This window comes from Hyphomicrobium sp. 802 (genome assembly GCF_000526135.1).
Lineage (GTDB): Bacteria > Pseudomonadota > Alphaproteobacteria > Rhizobiales > Hyphomicrobiaceae > Hyphomicrobium_B.
On the sequence record NZ_JAFM01000001.1, the window covers coordinates 3,300,789 to 3,315,029 of the forward strand.

The window sequence follows — 14,241 nt, forward strand, 5'->3', positions numbered from 1 at the left end:
TAACGATCTGCTGCTAGGCGCTTAAAAGTGCAGCCACAGACCGCCGGTGCCGGCGTCGATCTGGAAGACGGAATAGATCTCTTCGCAAGCCGGATGCACGCGATAGTCCGCGCCGACAAAGCGGCAGACTTCTTCGGCATCCGCCGGGTGCGCCAGCAATGCCTCGGCCGTCGTGCGGATGCCCCGTTCGCGCGCTACGCGGGCGATCTGATCGGCGCGGCAGTATGGCGTCGAAACCCAGCCGCCTCTGACATACTGGAAATTGCCATCGCAACGCGGCGCGCGTCGGGCTTCGGCTGCTGGGACTGCAACTGTCAGGGCGAGCAGGCCCGCGAGGGCGAGGCGTTTCATGGCACAGATCCGGCTGGCGATTTCCCGCTGAGGCTACCTCGATACGGCGTTCGTATGAAGGTTTGATGTTGCCGCGCTGCTGCCGAAAGCCTTGGCCGTCACTTTCGGGACTCGGCAAGGCGGCCCTGCCAGAAGCGCTTGCCTTCCGATATATGCCAGGCAACGAGACCCGGCACTCCGGCGATGATCTCTTTGGCGCGCTTCAGAAGCGAAAGTGCGAGCGCGACGTCGGGTCCGAGACCGAACAAAGCGCCGATCACGATATAGCCACCCTCCTGCACGCCCGCCGCCCAAGGAACAACGAACGCCACGCTTCTAAGCGCGAAGACGAGGCTTTCAAGCGCGAGAACATCCCCGACGGAAAGCTGATGGCCCATGAAATAGAGGGCAAGCCACGTTTCCGCTGCGCCGGACAGCCAGCCGAGCAAGTGGATGCCGACTGACGCCGCGACCGCGCTGCGCTCACGGTAGATGGACTGGATCGCGCTGTGAATGCTGCCCGTGTCTGACATGCCTTCCCAGCCGCGCGTGAAGCCGAGCTTCGCGGGAAGCTGTTCCAGAAAAAGGATCAGGCCGTTCCTCTGTGCGATCAAAAAGCCGACGACAGCGATCGTCGCGACGCAAAGGCCGGCCGCCGCCCACCATGCGGCAGGCTCGTCCGGGTGATAGGCGAACAGGAATGCAAGGCCCATGAACGTGTAGATGAGCTGGCCCAGCATCTCGGTCGTCATATCGACGATGGTGGTCGCCGCGGCGACGTTCACGCGTAACCCGTGCTTGGTCAACTCGCGTGCGCCCGCGGCCTCGCCTGCCCCGGGAATGATGGCGAGCAGGTTGCCGACGCTGTCGCGGATCCAGCGCGCCCATAGAAACATCAGACCGCGGCTCTGCGGGTATTTCTCGACGAGGAGGACGCGCCAGCTCCAGGCGCAGAACCACAGCGAAAAGAGATAGGCGCACATGACGGCGAGCATGCCGCTCCAGCCTGCGGTCGACAGCGCATCCCAGATCTCACCAATTCCGAAGTAGACGACGAGGCCGACGGCGAGGAGCACGCCGCAGGTCGCAGCGGCGAACAAGGCCGTCCGCGAGCCCATCTGTGTCGATACCTCCTCGGCGCTCATCACTTCTCTCCGACCGTGGCGGCGATGGCGCCAATGTTGCGGCCATCGGCGATGAGCTTGCGGAAGGCTTCATAGGTGAAGATGTTCTTGCCCCACTTCACCTTGTTGCCGAACAGGCCGAAGGCCCAGGCAAAAAAGCATACGCATTCGCGGATCGGCACAAGCCAGGGCTGTGCGGGCGTGTTCATCTTGAAGCTGCGCCGCACCTGATAGTGGAGTGCGATGCGCAGCACGATTTCGGCTGCGATGATCGACAGTCCGATGATCGTGGGCCACGGCAGCAGAAGCAGAAGAAGGAGCGGCAAGGGCCACGTGATCACCGACATGAAGTGATCGCTCGGGCGGCAGAAGCGCTCCATGCGCTGCCACAGGATTTCGTGGCGGAAGAGTTCTGAAAAGCTCTTCTCAGCCACGATCGTGTCGCAACAGTAGGGTGATAGCTCGACCTTGTAGCCGCGCTGCGCGACGAGATTTCCGAGCGCGAAGTCATCGGGGAAAAAGTTCGACAGATGGTTGAAGCCGCCGAAGGAGTCGAGCGCCTCGCGACGCACGCTCGCCATCGCGAAAACGAAGTCGATGCCGCGCAGGCCGACATCGACGAGGACAGACGGCGCGAACCAATCGCTGATGTTCATGGTGCCGAAATCGGCGGCCGCTGCGCCGCCGTAGGGCAAGCCTTTGTAAATCGAGGCGACGGCGCCGACCTCCGGATCGATGAAGGGGGCCGCGAGCGACGCGATGCAATTGCGGTCGACCTTCAGATCGGCGTCCGCGACGAGCAGGATGTCGTAGCGGGCGGCGCGATAGATGTTTGCAAGGTTCGAGGCACGGGGATTTGGTCCGGCCAGGTTTGCATCAACGACGAGGCGCAGATCGCGATCCGGAAATTCCGCCATCAGCCGCTTCACCACGGCTACGGCCGGGTCGGTTTCCGAATGGGCACCAAAGATGACCTCGTATTGCGGCCAGTCCTGATCGCAGAAGGTCCGCAGGCATTCATAAAGAAATGGCTGGCCGCCGTGGACCGGCTTCAGCACCGATACCGGCGGACGAAAGCCTTCGGCGGCCTTAACCGGGCGTTCCCGGAATCGCCACGTGAAATAGAGCGCCAGAACTAAGTATGCGAGCGCAGCAAGACCCAAAACGATGCCGGCAATAACGAAGGGATTGAGAAGCACGATCGGCATGTGCATTCGGCTGGCGTCTCCAAGACATAGGTGGCGGCGACTACGACCTAGCCGTAATCACGCAACACGGGCGTAGCATAAATGCGGCGGCTTTCGACCCCTCAGGACGCAAATGCCGCCTTGAAGGTCTGAGGGTGCAACCCAAGTGCCGCAACTTTTGCGCGGACGGCCGGACTTATCAGCCCGCGGTATTCCTCAAAAGAAGGATAAGACTGCGGCCGGCCGTCTCCGCCCATGGCTGGATGGGCGTAAAGTTCAGTTACGCCCTCGGGTAAATGATCGAGATAGGCCAAAATCCGATCCTCGGTCATGCCGCCGGTATCTGTGACGCCGAAGACGTGATCGTTCAGCTTCAGGTCGACGGATTCGAGCTTCTTGCGCATCCTGTGCGTCAATCCGGCGTAGAAGGCCCAATTGAAGAACCGCCGGATGGGCTTGTCGCCACCCGCCTGCAGCGAGGGCCCGAACGGCTCGACAGGAAAGCGCACCGGCGGTGAGCCGAATTTCGGCGCCAGCTTGGCGATGGCGTCCGTCACGACCGGATGCATGTGGAAATGATGGTGACCATTGACGTGGTCCATCACGAGCCCGGTCTTTTCGAAGCGCTCGAACTGGGCCGTAATCTCGGCTTCGGCCTGACGGCGCATCTCAGGCGAAAAGAACAGCTTGAAGCCAAAAACCTCGGGGTTGTTGGAGAAATTCCCGTCTGGCCCGACGAGATCGGGCACCTGCTCCGGCGGCAAGACGGGACGGCTATCGACCAAATGGATGTGTAGCCCCACACCGAGTTCGGGAAGCTGACGGGCCCTGTTGACGGCGTCGGCGAAAGCTTCGCCGCCGGTCATCAGGCTCGTCGCCGACAGAATACCGTTCTTGTGCGAGGCTTCGATGGCCTCGTTGACGGGAACGGTCATCCCGAAATCGTCGGCGGTCACGATCAGAGATTTCAAACGCTGATCTCCCTCAGAGCTGGGCTTCGACCGTCGTCAGCGCCGAGCTGATCGAATCCTCCATGCCCACATAATCCCACAGCCCATAACGGCCGATGGGGTGAATTCCGAATGTATTCAACCGCACAAGAATTTCGTCCACAAGCTGATCACGCTCGGGCGTGTGGTGGACGTAAGCGCAGCGAATCACGTGGGTGACGGCGCAGATGATGTCTTCGCTTTTGACCCAGCCGAGTTTTTCCAGAGCCGCGATGACGTCTTTCTGCGTCTTGCTGACAATATCGACCTTGTCGATTTCTTCGCCCGGTACGCCGACCTCGACGTAGACCGCATTCAACCCGTGCGAAGCCATCGCAGACGAGATGTTGGAATAGCAGCCGAAACGATAGAATGGGATGTCACGGTCGGGAACGTAAACCCAGTGGGCGTCCTTAAGCGCGCTCGGCAGCTTGCCGCGCACGCCGAAATTGAAACTGATCGTTGAACTGTGGCTGAGCTTGGCGGCGGCGCCAGCGAGCTGCGCGTCTCCCGTCAACTCGCAGAGCGTTTTAAGCGGAATGCTGGGGAACATCTTTTCCCATTCGACGGACAGGCCTGCGCTCGTGGTCGCGACACGACAATTAAGATCGATGCGCGAAATTTCCTGCGTCGTCGCAACGCTCGTGAGGCCATGGGCGAGGCCGCGCGTTAGCACGTCGATGCCACCGCGTTTTGGATACCAGAAGGTGGTGTTGTACTCAGCGAAACGCTCGCCCGTATTGGCGAAACCGGCGCGAATGCGGGCTTCATCGGGCGGCGGAAAGAAGCGTTTGACGGCGCCGATCGACAGGCGGCTCAGGGGCGTCGCCATCGTCTTTTCGTTTTGCGGGATGAGGAAGCGATCAGCGACGACCTGCCCAAAGCCCGAGACGATGAAATCGCGAAAGCCGGTGCCGTCGCCGGCGGCTTTCGGCCGCTCGTCATACGATTTCTCGCAGTCCTGGCGAAGCCCGTCCGGCAGCTCGCCCAGGTGGTACTGGATGGGCGCTTCGATCAGGCGCTCTCCGGCGTAGAAGTAGGACTTCCGGTCGACAGTCGCCCAATCTTCATCATTCAGATGCGCATAGGGGACCTGCGCGGGCGATGGGTAGCGCCTCAGATGCAGAAAGTGGCCGGTGTAATCGAAGCAGAAATCTTCGACCTGCGTCGTCCGCGTCAGGCCGCCGACTGCGGGGCAACGTTCGAGCAGCACATAATCGCGGCCGTTCGCCTGCAAGCACTGAGCGGCCGCCAGTCCCGATATGCCGCCCCCGGCGACGAGCCATTTTCGAGACATTCCCCGTCCAATTCTGAGCTAGTTAAGTCGTTGCCAGCGCACTGAGAATGACGCGTAAACTCCGGAAAACCCTCGGGTTTGCGCGTTGTAGCGGCCGACCGGGCTTCCTTTAGAGGCGCCTCGCCAAATCCGCAAGCGCTCGCGCCTGCGGCTGAGCGTGCCCAGGATAAGTTTTATGCCGTGATGTTATCTTCGGACTCATCGCGCGCAGGGCTGGTGTGGCGGCTGCGCGCAAACAAAAGTGGTGCGGGCGGAGGGATTTGAACCCCCACGACTTTCGCCGCTGGAACCTAAATCCAGTGCGTCTACCAGTTCCGCCACGCCCGCATCGGTCGAACGAACCGCCTTTTATCGCGATCTCGCTCTTTTGCATCCCGGCAGGTGTGCGGTGCACCCACAAACTGCCGCGGAGCGGGTGTCATACTGAAAAGTCCTGCCGAAAACAACGCGTAAACGGCTGTACGGCATAGCGGCTGTCAGGTTCGGCCAATTGGCCACCCCGTCTGATTTTGCGGCGGCCAACTTGCGAGGCCAGCAAGTTTTGCCTATGTGCAGTCAGCCCCAAAATAAAAGCCATGTCGAACCTGTAGGGACATTCCTTGCCTGATACCGCCAAGAATTGGATCGTCGAGACGGATTGGCTCGCCGATCACCTCTCATCGCCGGATTTGATCATTCTGGACGGCAGCTGGCATCTGCCGACCGAAAAACGGGATGCCAAGAAGGAATATCTCGCCGAGCATATTCCCGGCGCGCTGTTTTTCGATATCGACGATCTCTCGGACGAGAAGTCGTCGCTGCCGCACATGCTGCCCTCGACCGTGAAATTCGCGTCGCGGATGAAAAAAATGGGCATTGGCGACGGCGCTCGCATCGTCGTCTACGATACGAGCGGCATCTTTTCGGCTGCGCGCGTATGGTGGACGTTCCGCGCCATGGGACATCGCGACGTGGCCGTGCTCAACGGCGGGTTGCGCAAGTGGAAGGCAGAGGGACGTCCGCTGGAAGACGGGCCGCCACCGAAGCGCTCGGAACGGCATTATTCGCCGCTGCAGAATACCGAGATCCTGCGCGACCTCGAAGACATGAAGGCGCTGCTCAAAAAGAACGGCGTCCAGATCGTCGATGCGCGCCCGGCAGGACGCTTCGAAGGCAAGGACGCAGAGCCGAGACCAGGTCTCCGGAAGGGCCACATTCCAGGCTCGAAGAATATTCCGTCACAGCAGCTTTTGAATCCGGACGGGACCTATAAGTCACCGGCCGAGATCAACAAATTGTTCTCGGGCGTCGGCATCGACGTGTCGAAGCCTGTCGTAACGACGTGCGGTTCCGGCGTCACGGCTTCGATGCTGGCCCTGGCGCTTGCCGTGGTCGGCCAGACCAACGCGGCCGTTTACGACGGCAGCTGGGCCGAATGGGGCCAAGAGAACGGTCTTCCTATCGAGACAGGTCCGGCGAAGTAACGGCTGCTGCATGATTTCCAGTTGAGAACAGGCGCGCGAGACGATCGCGCGCCTTTTTCATTGCTGCTGTCGCGCCGCTAGGCGACGGCCGGGACAGGCTCTGCGAGGGTCTTTTCGATCCAAGAGACCATTTCCGGAGAGGTCGGAGACAATTTCGTCGAAAATGATCTGACGAGCTGTCCGTCGCGGCCGACGAGGTACTTGTGAAAATTCCACGTCGGCACGCCGCTGGGCCCCATGGCGTTTGCGGCCCATTTATAGAACGGATGCGCCTCGGGGCCGATGACGGGATGCTTCGACGCAATCGGAAACGTGACGCCGAATACGCCTTGGCAGAATGACTGGATTTCACCGTCGGCGTGCGGTTCCTGCTCGCCGAAATCATTCGAAGGCACCGCGATGACCACCAGTCCGTCGCTCTCGTAGCGCCGCCAAAGCTCCTGCAATTGCGAATATTGCTTGGTGAAGCCGCAGAACGAGGCTGAATTGACAATCAGAAGCGGTTTGCCGCGCCAGTCCGAGAGTTTCATCGGCGCGCCATCTATGCTCTTGAACTCAAAGTCGTAGGCTGACCCTTCGACTTGGTTGCTGGGCGCCGTACTTTTGTTAGCGGTCATCATCGAGAAGATATTGACGCCTGTATTCCAGAGCTTTCGCACCTTTCACCTCGTGCATGCAGGGCGCTTTAGCAGCGATGTTGCGGGGGTTTCCTTATAGTAGTCCAGGACTTGGCAGGTTCAAGGCTGGACCGCCATGAACTCCTGTTCCGCCCGGGACAGCGACGCACACCGGCCTTCCGTAGATTAGCCTCCAGTGAATGACACCAGCGCGAACGCGCACCACAAGGAGGACTTCAATATGTCGGCATTCAACAGCACGCGTCGGGTTGCAGTGGCTTTCGCCATTCTGGCAGCGACGTTCGGCGCCAGCGTTTCGGCCGCGAACGCGGCCGGCAGCGCCAAGGAATTCTTCGTGCAGGACTATCAGTTCTCGAAGCCGATGCACGGCTTTTCCGGCTATTCGAACAACTACTACTGCGATTATCAGCGGCTGCCGAACCGCAAGTGCACGATCAACGCGAACGGCACTGAAAGCTGCCGGATCGTCGGTTGGACGCTACGTGAGATGTGCCAGTAAGCACCTCGTTTCCTCGCAAACCTCTTCCTCCATTTTGAAGCTCCGGCAACGCACCGGAGCTTTTCTTTTTTGATGCCCTCCGTCCAAACGATCCGCCAGGAGATCGTCTTTCTTCGTCGCAATTTGCATGTGTTCCGATCGAAACAGCGAACCTGATGCACAGAGACTATTGCTGCTCATGACCTTTCGCCGCGACGGCGCGGCTTCGAAGGTTGGCCCTTAAGGAGGACAACGACATGAGCACCGAAGAAACCTATCGCCCCCGACGCGGCGGCTTTCTCGTAAAAACCTTTTTCTTTCTCGTCGCAGTAAGCGCCGGAGCGTTTGGCGCCATCGCCGTGACGAACAGCGATTTGCTGAATGCGAAGGCGAGCGGCGATGACGTCATCAAGGCGGACAACGATAGCGCACCGCAGATCGACTGGGTGGCCGCAGCACCTGGCCGTGTCGAGCCGAAGTCCGGCATCATTCGCGTCGGCGCACAGCTCGTCGGACGCATCGCCGAAGTGAACGTGAAACGGAACGACAAGGTCGAGGAAGGCGAGCTTCTGATCCGTCTCGATGATGAAGAAGCCCGCGCTCGTCTGCAAGCCGCCGAGACGGAAGCTGCATCCCGCAAGCGCGAACGCGATGCGCAGCCGCTCGATAAGGCGCGCGACGATCTTCGCACCGCAGAGGACAACGTTTTCGATGCCGAACGGGCGCTGACGAATGCACGCTTCGGGCTCGAATACGAACTGCAGGCCGAGCGCCAGGGTACTGGTAGCGCGGCGCGTGTCGCCGACGCACGCGAGGATCTGGCGAAAGCGAAGTCCAAGTTGCAGAAAGAGCGTGCTTCCTACGCCAAAGCCCAGTCGAAACCGGATATCCCGGCCCCGAACCGCCTTGAATCGGCGCTGCAGGCCGCACGCTCGGATGTCGCTGTTGCGGAAGCCATGCTCGAAAAAACGCGCATCCGTGCACCGGTTGCGGGCACCGTTCTGCAGCTCTCTGCAAAGGTCGGCGAGATGGCGTCGCCCTCTCCTGAGCAATCGCTGGTCATGCTCGGCGATATGTCGGTCGTGCGGCTGAAGGCCGAGGTTGACGAAATCGACGTCTCGAAGATCAAGACCGGCAGCAAGGTCACCGTAAAGAGCAACGCCTACCCCGGCAAAGAATTCGAAGGCACCGTCGCCGAGCTTGCTCCGACTTTGACCTCGCCGCAGTTCTCGCTGCGCGGTGCACGCCGCCCAACCGATGTCGAAGTGCTCGAAGTCACCATCGATCTCGCGGGCAATCCGCCGCTGCTGCCGGGAATGCGCGCGGACGCCTTCTTCAAGTAGCGGTTTTCGAAAGACCTGCGGCGGCTCGCTTCCTCCTTAGTGAAGGCGCCGCCGGTCCCCGATGGCGGGGAGGTGTGGGAAACGGGAATGCGGTCCCGTTCAGCACGCCTCCCCGCCGCGTTTCGTTTTGACCTACGCGACGCCTCGCGAAAATAATCTGTCTACATGCTGTTTCATCAGGAACAGCGGAAAACATGGGCTTTTCGCATCATCTCTGCATCGACCCAACCGACTGATCGAGGAGAGACAGATGTACGGAGAGATCAAGAAATTCCGCGCCGATCTCGGCGTCGGCATCATTCGCGGCGAGGATGGACGCAGCTTCCGTTTCGCAGGCGGAGACATCCGCAATGGCATCGAAAAACTCGAAGGCCATGAGGTTCATTTCGAACTCGGCGAACGCAAAGCGCGCGACATCATCGTGCTTGCGGGCTCGCCGTGGACAGCATTCGGAAACGTCCTTTGATCGGCCTTCGGGAGAACCAGCCATGCGAGCCCATTTCGATTTATCCGATGTGCCGGTCGTCGAGGCTTCCGACCTTGCATTTGTCATCGACCTTCTTCGCGAACACGGTCAGGGATTGGCACTTTTGCGAGGCCTGCGAGAGGACGAGATCCGGGAGATCGAGGATGAGATCTGGATGGCGTTCGATGATGCGCGCAAGGGCACGGCCCGGCTCGCCGTAGCGCTGCGCTTCCGGGCGCTTCTGACGGCCTTCTCTGGTCGGCGCCTCAAAGCTCTGTTTCTGGAGCGCGGCTTCCGGTTGCTCGCGCTTGCAGCTCAGGACGCCGCAGCGCGCCCGCTGAACGTCCGGTTTGGGTTCAATACGCAGCAGATGCTGCTCGCGCTGGACGCCTCGACAGCACGACCGCGGCAGAGTGCCCATACCCTGCCTCTCGCCGCATAAAGCAACACACTGAAATAAACGTGATTTCCTGGCCTTCGGCCGTGTTCCTGCCGGAACAGCGACCACGCAGCCGGCGAGGCATTGTTGCGACATGGCCGGCGCGACCGGCCAGCAAGAAACCATCGTCAGGAGGCTACCATGTCCAAGATCACCTTTGCTCTCGCCGCGACGCTGCTGGCCGGGACGACGATGACAAACGCCGCGAACGCAGATGCGGTCAGGGTCGGTTTTGGCTTTCCGCTCGGTTCGTTCGTCGCGCATTCGAACGAGACTTACAGTGGCCGCGATTATCAGCGCGTCGAGCGACCGCGCTCCGCCCGTCGCGAAGTCAAGGAGAGTGCCCCTCGCAAAATCGTAAAGGTCAAGCGTCCCGCGCAATCCGACGTTGCCGAGACCGCCGTCAAGACGCCCGCGACAGCAACCGTGCAACCAGTAAAGCTCGAAGGCAGGCTGCCGGCCGATACCGTGACGACTGCCGCGGTAGAAAAGACGGCCGCCGCTAACACGACGGGGGCGATTGCATCATCCAAACCGGAAACGTCAGTGAACGGCGGAAAGGTCGCTTCGGATACTCGTGCTTCATCTGCGAAAGCGGATACCGAAACGGCAGCAACCACGCACATCTGCCGGCGCTATTCGCCGGCTATCGCCGCGCTGATCGACGTTCCCTGCGACTAAGCCTGACACAGACACCGGGCGGCAGGCTGAAAGCTCTGTGCCCTGCGAAACAGCCAACCGCAACGCCGTCGTTCAAAGTCTGACCAACGCCCAAGGAGGGAGCAGGTCATGGAACTCGCCGCAACAGCACCAATCATCATGCGTAAGCCGATAGCAGCCGCACGGGAAAAACGCCCAAGCGCATTTCGCGTGCCGATGGTCGTGAAGCTCGCTTATCGCAATCTTTTTCATGATCGCCTAAGCTTCTTCGTGACCGTCGTCGGCATTCTGTTTTCGGTTGTGCTGGTCGCGGTCCAATCCGGCATCTATCTCGGATCGGCAAACAAGATCGCGACGATCATCGACGCGGCGCCGGCCGATCTTTGGATCGTGCCGCTCGGCACCAAGAGCTACGACGATCCCTCGTTTCTCGCTGGCCGCGAACGCTATCTGGCGCTGTCGGCACCCGGCGTCGAAAATTCGGAAGACATGCTGGTTTCATTCGCCCGCTGGCGCAAACCGCGAGGTGGCGAAACGACGGTCCTGCTGATTGGAACGTCAGGCGACAGCCCAAAGGCGCTGCCCGCAAACATCATCGAAGGTAGCCGCGCAGCGCTCGAAGCTCCGAATACGGTTGCGATCGATCGCAGCTACTTCAACGATCTGGGCGTCAACAGGCTCGGCGAGCACGCCGAACTCAACGGCGCCGCGGTCAAGCTCGTGGCGATTACCAAGCGCGTGCGTTCGTTCACGACGCTGCCGTTCGTCTTCACGTCCATCGACGAAGCGCGTCAGCTGTCCGGCGCCAACCAGGACCAGGCGAGCTACCAGCGCGTCACGCTGCTGCCCGGCGCCGACCTCGAAACGGTGCGTAAGGAAATTGCCGCACGCCTTCCCGATACGGAAGTTTTGACGCAGACGGAGTTCCGCACCCGCAGCCAGGACTATTGGTTGAAGCAGACCGGCGCGGGTGCCGCCCTCGATGCGGGTAAGCTCTTGGGCCTGATCGTCGGCATTGTCATTGTCGCGCAGACGCTTTATTCGAGCACGAAAGATCATATCAACGAGTTCGCCACTCTGCGCGCCTTGGGGGCCGGTGCGGGCTACATCGTCAAGGTGATTCTCATTCAAGCCGTGCTTTCAGGGCTGATCGGCTATGTGCTGGGTATGGGACTGGCGCTGACCGCCATTCATTTTGCGCAGGACACCAAGCTCACAATCATTATGACTGCGCCACTTGCCGCCCAACTTTTCGCAATAACCATCGGCATGTGCATCTTCGCCGCCATAAGCGCCATCATCAAGGTCGTCCGCATCGACCCGGCCGTCGTGTTCAGCCGCTAACCGAATTCCAGGGAGACTTAACATGACCGAGCCAAACAACAGCAAAGTCATCGTCGAAGCGGAAGGCATCGTGAAGGTGCTGGGCGCTGGAGCCGGCGAAAACAAGGTTTTGAAAGGCGTCGACCTTCAGCTGCATACCGGCGAGCTGACGCTGATGATGGGGCCGTCCGGATCCGGTAAGACCACCCTGCTCTCGATCCTCGGCTGCATCCTGTCACCCACACAGGGCAAGCTGTCGATCTCCGGCATGGATACGCGGAACATGAACAAGGAGCAGCTTGCCAATCTGCGGCGCAAGCATGTCGGCTTCGTGTTCCAGTCCTATAATCTTGTGCCGACGCTCTCGGCCGTCGAGAATGTCATGCTGGCGCTGGACCTGCGCGATCTCAACGGTCCGGACGCGCGCCGCCAGGCGGTCGAAGCGCTCGAAGCGGTTGGCCTCGGCCACCGCATCAACGCGATGCCGGCCAAAATGTCGGGCGGCGAGAAGCAGCGCGTTTCGATTGCCCGGGCGCTCGCCGGTTCACCCTCGGTCATTCTCGCCGACGAGCCGACAGCGGCACTCGATGCCCAGAACGGCATGGCCGTCATGGAATTGCTGGCAGCCGTGGCACAGGATACCGGGCGGGCCGTTTTGGCCGTTACCCACGACCACCGGACGCTGCAATACGCCGATCGTATCATCACCATCGACGACGGCCGGATTGCAGGATCTGAGCGGCCAAAGGTTGCAAATGCCCCCGTTCGGGTGGCGGTGGGATAACCCCCGCCAAAAAGGCTGTAATGACGGCCTTTTCGGGCGCCCGCATGGACGGGCTAGTCCTTAATGGCCGTCCCTCGGGCCAATGGCCGCGCACGCTCCCTCTCCGGGCATCTGGACCGGAAGAGGCATTTGTGTAGGATGCGCCCAAACTCACCAATCCCAAATTGGAATAACTAAGGAAATAGCGCCCATGGCGGGGCCTCAAGCGAACACGTCCATTTCCCCAGGCACTTTGATGGCCGGAAAACGGGGGCTCATCATGGGCGTCGCAAACAATCGATCGATCGCCTGGGGCATCGCGAAAGCCTGCGCGGCCCAGGGCGCAGAAATTGCCCTCACCTATCAAGGGGATGCGCTGAAGAAGCGGGTCGAGCCGCTGGCGGCGGAGCTTGGCGCCAAGTCGGTTCTTCACTGCGATGTGACCGATGCGGCCTCGATGGACAGCGTTTTCGCGTCCCTCGAAAAGAGCTGGGGCAGCCTGGATTTTCTCGTCCATGCCATCGCTTACTCGGACAAAAACGAGCTCGACGGCCGGTACGTCGATACGACGGAGAAAAACTTCACGCAGAGCCTGATGATCTCCTGCTATTCGTTCACGGCTCTCGCCCAGCGCGCCGAGAAGCTGATGCCGAACGGCGGTTCGCTGATCACGCTCAGCTACTACGGCGCCGAAAAGGTCATGCCGCACTATAACGTGATGGGCGTTGCCAAGGCCGCGCTCGAGGCGAGCGTGCGCTATCTGGCGTCCGACCTTGGCCGCAACGGCATCCGCGTCAACGCGATCTCGGCCGGCCCGATCAAGACGCTGGCTGCGTCGGGCATCGCGGATTTCCGCTATATCCTGAAGTGGAACGAGTATAACTCGGCACTCCGCCGCAACGTCACGATCGACGACGTCGGCAACGCCGGTCTCTATCTCCTTTCGGACCTGTCGCGCGGCGTGACCGGCGAAATTCATCACGTCGATAGCGGCTATCACGTGCAGGGCATGAAGAACGAGGAAGCGCCCGATATTTCGGTCGTCAAGAGCGACGAAGCGTGAGTGGTGGGGCGGCAACGACCGCGTCGTTGAAGCCCGGACTCACGCTCTATCTCATTCGTCACGGCGAGACGGACTGGAACCGGGAGGCGCGCTACCAAGGGCAGCGCGACATTCCCTTGAACGACACCGGCAAGGCGCAGGGGCGTCGCCACGGCGGCGTGCTGAAAACGCTGATGCCGGCAATCGCCGAATTCGATTTCGTCGCCAGCCCGCTGCAACGGGCCATTGAGACGATGCGCCTGATCCGAGAAGGCCTTGGTCTCGACCCGGACGGCTTTCGCATTGTGCCGGACATTGCTGAACTCAGCTACGGACAATGGGAAGGCGAACTCGCGGGCGAGCTGCCGCTTAAAGATCCCGAGGGCGTCGCCGCCAAAGCCGCCGATCCCTACGGCTGGAGGCCCAATGGCGGCGAGAGCTACCACGACCTTGAGGTCCGCGTTTCGAAATGGCTCGGAACCCTGGGCCAAAATACGGTTGCCGTCGGGCACGGCGGCGTCAGCCGCGTCGCGCGCGGCGCTCTGCTCGGAATCGACAGAACTCTCGTGCCATTCCTTGAAGTGCCCCAGGATAAGATTTTGAAGCTCGCCGACGCCAAGATGCGGTGGCTGTGAGGGTTGAACGCCATCAAAGCAAAAGAGCCGGAGATGCGGCTCTCCGGCTCTTCGGCACTCGATA

Annotated in this window: 16 protein-coding genes and 1 tRNA gene; 10 read left to right on the top strand and 7 right to left on the bottom strand. The window is 60.8% G+C overall.

Annotation, left to right across the window (positions count from 1 at the left end):
* Nucleotides 1-21: 21 nt before the first annotated feature.
* The 6 genes from HYP802_RS0116775 to HYP802_RS0116800 all read right to left on the bottom strand — a co-directional run bounded on the left by HYP802_RS0116775 (nt 22) and on the right by HYP802_RS0116800 (nt 5,254).
* Complete coding sequence (locus HYP802_RS0116775) at nt 22-351, bottom strand: hypothetical protein (protein WP_013948547.1); 330 nt, start codon at nt 349-351, stop codon at nt 22-24.
* 98 nt (nt 352-449) lie between these two features.
* Nucleotides 450-1,475, bottom strand: coding sequence for a lysylphosphatidylglycerol synthase domain-containing protein (locus tag HYP802_RS0116780; RefSeq protein WP_013948548.1), 1,026 nt, complete (start codon nt 1,473-1,475; stop codon nt 450-452).
* The gene (gene hpnI, locus HYP802_RS0116785) at nt 1,475-2,668 is read right to left on the bottom strand and encodes a bacteriohopanetetrol glucosamine biosynthesis glycosyltransferase HpnI (RefSeq protein WP_013948549.1); all 1,194 of its coding nucleotides are present in this window, start codon (nt 2,666-2,668) and stop codon (nt 1,475-1,477) included. Before hpnI ends, HYP802_RS0116780 begins: the two co-directional genes overlap by 1 nt.
* 95 nt (nt 2,669-2,763) lie before the next feature.
* The gene (gene hpnK / locus HYP802_RS0116790; protein WP_013948550.1) at nt 2,764-3,612 is read right to left on the bottom strand and encodes a hopanoid biosynthesis-associated protein HpnK; all 849 of its coding nucleotides are present in this window, start codon (nt 3,610-3,612) and stop codon (nt 2,764-2,766) included.
* A 13-nt stretch (nt 3,613-3,625) separates the two neighbouring features.
* On the bottom strand, nt 3,626-4,927 hold the full coding sequence (locus HYP802_RS0116795; RefSeq protein ID WP_024276181.1) for an NAD(P)-binding protein: 1,302 nt from the start codon (nt 4,925-4,927) through the stop codon (nt 3,626-3,628).
* A 242-nt stretch (nt 4,928-5,169) separates the two neighbouring features.
* A tRNA-Leu gene (locus HYP802_RS0116800) sits at nt 5,170-5,254 on the bottom strand.
* 272 nt (nt 5,255-5,526) lie between these two features.
* Between HYP802_RS0116800 and sseA the strand changes: the two genes are divergently transcribed.
* On the top strand, nt 5,527-6,390 hold the full coding sequence (gene sseA, locus HYP802_RS0116805; RefSeq protein WP_013948554.1) for a 3-mercaptopyruvate sulfurtransferase: 864 nt from the start codon (nt 5,527-5,529) through the stop codon (nt 6,388-6,390).
* 77 nt (nt 6,391-6,467) lie between these two features.
* Here the strand turns inward: sseA and HYP802_RS0116810 are convergent, their stop codons facing one another.
* A complete protein-coding gene (locus HYP802_RS0116810; RefSeq protein WP_013948555.1) occupies nt 6,468-7,049 on the bottom strand; it encodes a glutathione peroxidase in 582 nt (193 codons plus the stop codon).
* A gap of 199 nt (nt 7,050-7,248) precedes the next feature.
* Here HYP802_RS0116810 and HYP802_RS0116815 point away from each other — a divergent pair, with 199 nt between their 5' ends.
* From HYP802_RS0116815 to HYP802_RS0116855, 9 genes are all read left to right on the top strand, one after another.
* A complete protein-coding gene (locus HYP802_RS0116815; protein WP_013948556.1) occupies nt 7,249-7,527 on the top strand; it encodes a hypothetical protein in 279 nt (92 codons plus the stop codon).
* Between the two features lie 236 nt (nt 7,528-7,763).
* Nucleotides 7,764-8,849 carry an efflux RND transporter periplasmic adaptor subunit gene (locus tag HYP802_RS0116820; protein WP_013948557.1) on the top strand — a complete coding sequence of 362 codons (1,086 nt, stop codon included), beginning with the start codon at nt 7,764-7,766 and terminating at the stop codon, nt 8,847-8,849.
* A 250-nt stretch (nt 8,850-9,099) separates the two neighbouring features.
* On the top strand, nt 9,100-9,315 hold the full coding sequence (locus tag HYP802_RS0116825; protein WP_013948558.1) for a hypothetical protein: 216 nt from the start codon (nt 9,100-9,102) through the stop codon (nt 9,313-9,315).
* 22 nt (nt 9,316-9,337) lie between these two features.
* Nucleotides 9,338-9,757, top strand: a complete 420-nt coding sequence (locus HYP802_RS23295) for a hypothetical protein (RefSeq protein ID WP_013948559.1) — start codon at nt 9,338-9,340, stop codon at nt 9,755-9,757.
* 138 nt (nt 9,758-9,895) lie between these two features.
* Entirely contained in the window at nt 9,896-10,435 is a 540-nt protein-coding gene (locus HYP802_RS0116835; RefSeq protein ID WP_013948560.1) for a hypothetical protein, read from the top strand.
* 108 nt (nt 10,436-10,543) lie between these two features.
* A complete protein-coding gene (locus HYP802_RS0116840) occupies nt 10,544-11,758 on the top strand; it encodes an ABC transporter permease (RefSeq protein WP_013948561.1) in 1,215 nt (404 codons plus the stop codon).
* A 22-nt stretch (nt 11,759-11,780) separates the two neighbouring features.
* Nucleotides 11,781-12,521 (top strand): ABC transporter ATP-binding protein, encoded by a 741-nt coding sequence (locus HYP802_RS0116845; RefSeq protein ID WP_013948562.1) that lies wholly within the window; start codon nt 11,781-11,783, stop codon nt 12,519-12,521.
* A gap of 190 nt (nt 12,522-12,711) precedes the next feature.
* Nucleotides 12,712-13,563 carry an enoyl-ACP reductase FabI gene (fabI, locus tag HYP802_RS0116850; protein ID WP_013948563.1) on the top strand — a complete coding sequence of 284 codons (852 nt, stop codon included), beginning with the start codon at nt 12,712-12,714 and terminating at the stop codon, nt 13,561-13,563.
* On the top strand, nt 13,560-14,177 hold the full coding sequence (locus HYP802_RS0116855) for a histidine phosphatase family protein (RefSeq protein ID WP_024276184.1): 618 nt from the start codon (nt 13,560-13,562) through the stop codon (nt 14,175-14,177). Before fabI ends, HYP802_RS0116855 begins: the two co-directional genes overlap by 4 nt.
* Nucleotides 14,178-14,241: the final 64 nt, after the last annotated feature.

Coding starts and splice junctions, on each gene's coding strand:
- HYP802_RS0116775 (WP_013948547.1), bottom strand. CDS start 351: ATGAAACGCCTCGCCCTCGCGGGCCTGCTCGCCCTGACAGTTGCAGTC.
- HYP802_RS0116780 (WP_013948548.1), bottom strand. CDS start 1,475: ATGAGCGCCGAGGAGGTATCGACACAGATGGGCTCGCGGACGGCCTTG.
- hpnI (WP_013948549.1), bottom strand. CDS start 2,668: ATGCACATGCCGATCGTGCTTCTCAATCCCTTCGTTATTGCCGGCATC.
- HYP802_RS0116795 (WP_024276181.1), bottom strand. CDS start 4,927: ATGTCTCGAAAATGGCTCGTCGCCGGGGGCGGCATATCGGGACTGGCG.
- HYP802_RS0116815 (WP_013948556.1), top strand. CDS start 7,249: ATGTCGGCATTCAACAGCACGCGTCGGGTTGCAGTGGCTTTCGCCATT.
- HYP802_RS0116820 (WP_013948557.1), top strand. CDS start 7,764: ATGAGCACCGAAGAAACCTATCGCCCCCGACGCGGCGGCTTTCTCGTA.
- HYP802_RS0116825 (WP_013948558.1), top strand. CDS start 9,100: ATGTACGGAGAGATCAAGAAATTCCGCGCCGATCTCGGCGTCGGCATC.
- HYP802_RS23295 (WP_013948559.1), top strand. CDS start 9,338: ATGCGAGCCCATTTCGATTTATCCGATGTGCCGGTCGTCGAGGCTTCC.
- HYP802_RS0116835 (WP_013948560.1), top strand. CDS start 9,896: ATGTCCAAGATCACCTTTGCTCTCGCCGCGACGCTGCTGGCCGGGACG.
- HYP802_RS0116840 (WP_013948561.1), top strand. CDS start 10,544: ATGGAACTCGCCGCAACAGCACCAATCATCATGCGTAAGCCGATAGCA.
- HYP802_RS0116845 (WP_013948562.1), top strand. CDS start 11,781: ATGACCGAGCCAAACAACAGCAAAGTCATCGTCGAAGCGGAAGGCATC.
- fabI (WP_013948563.1), top strand. CDS start 12,712: ATGGCGGGGCCTCAAGCGAACACGTCCATTTCCCCAGGCACTTTGATG.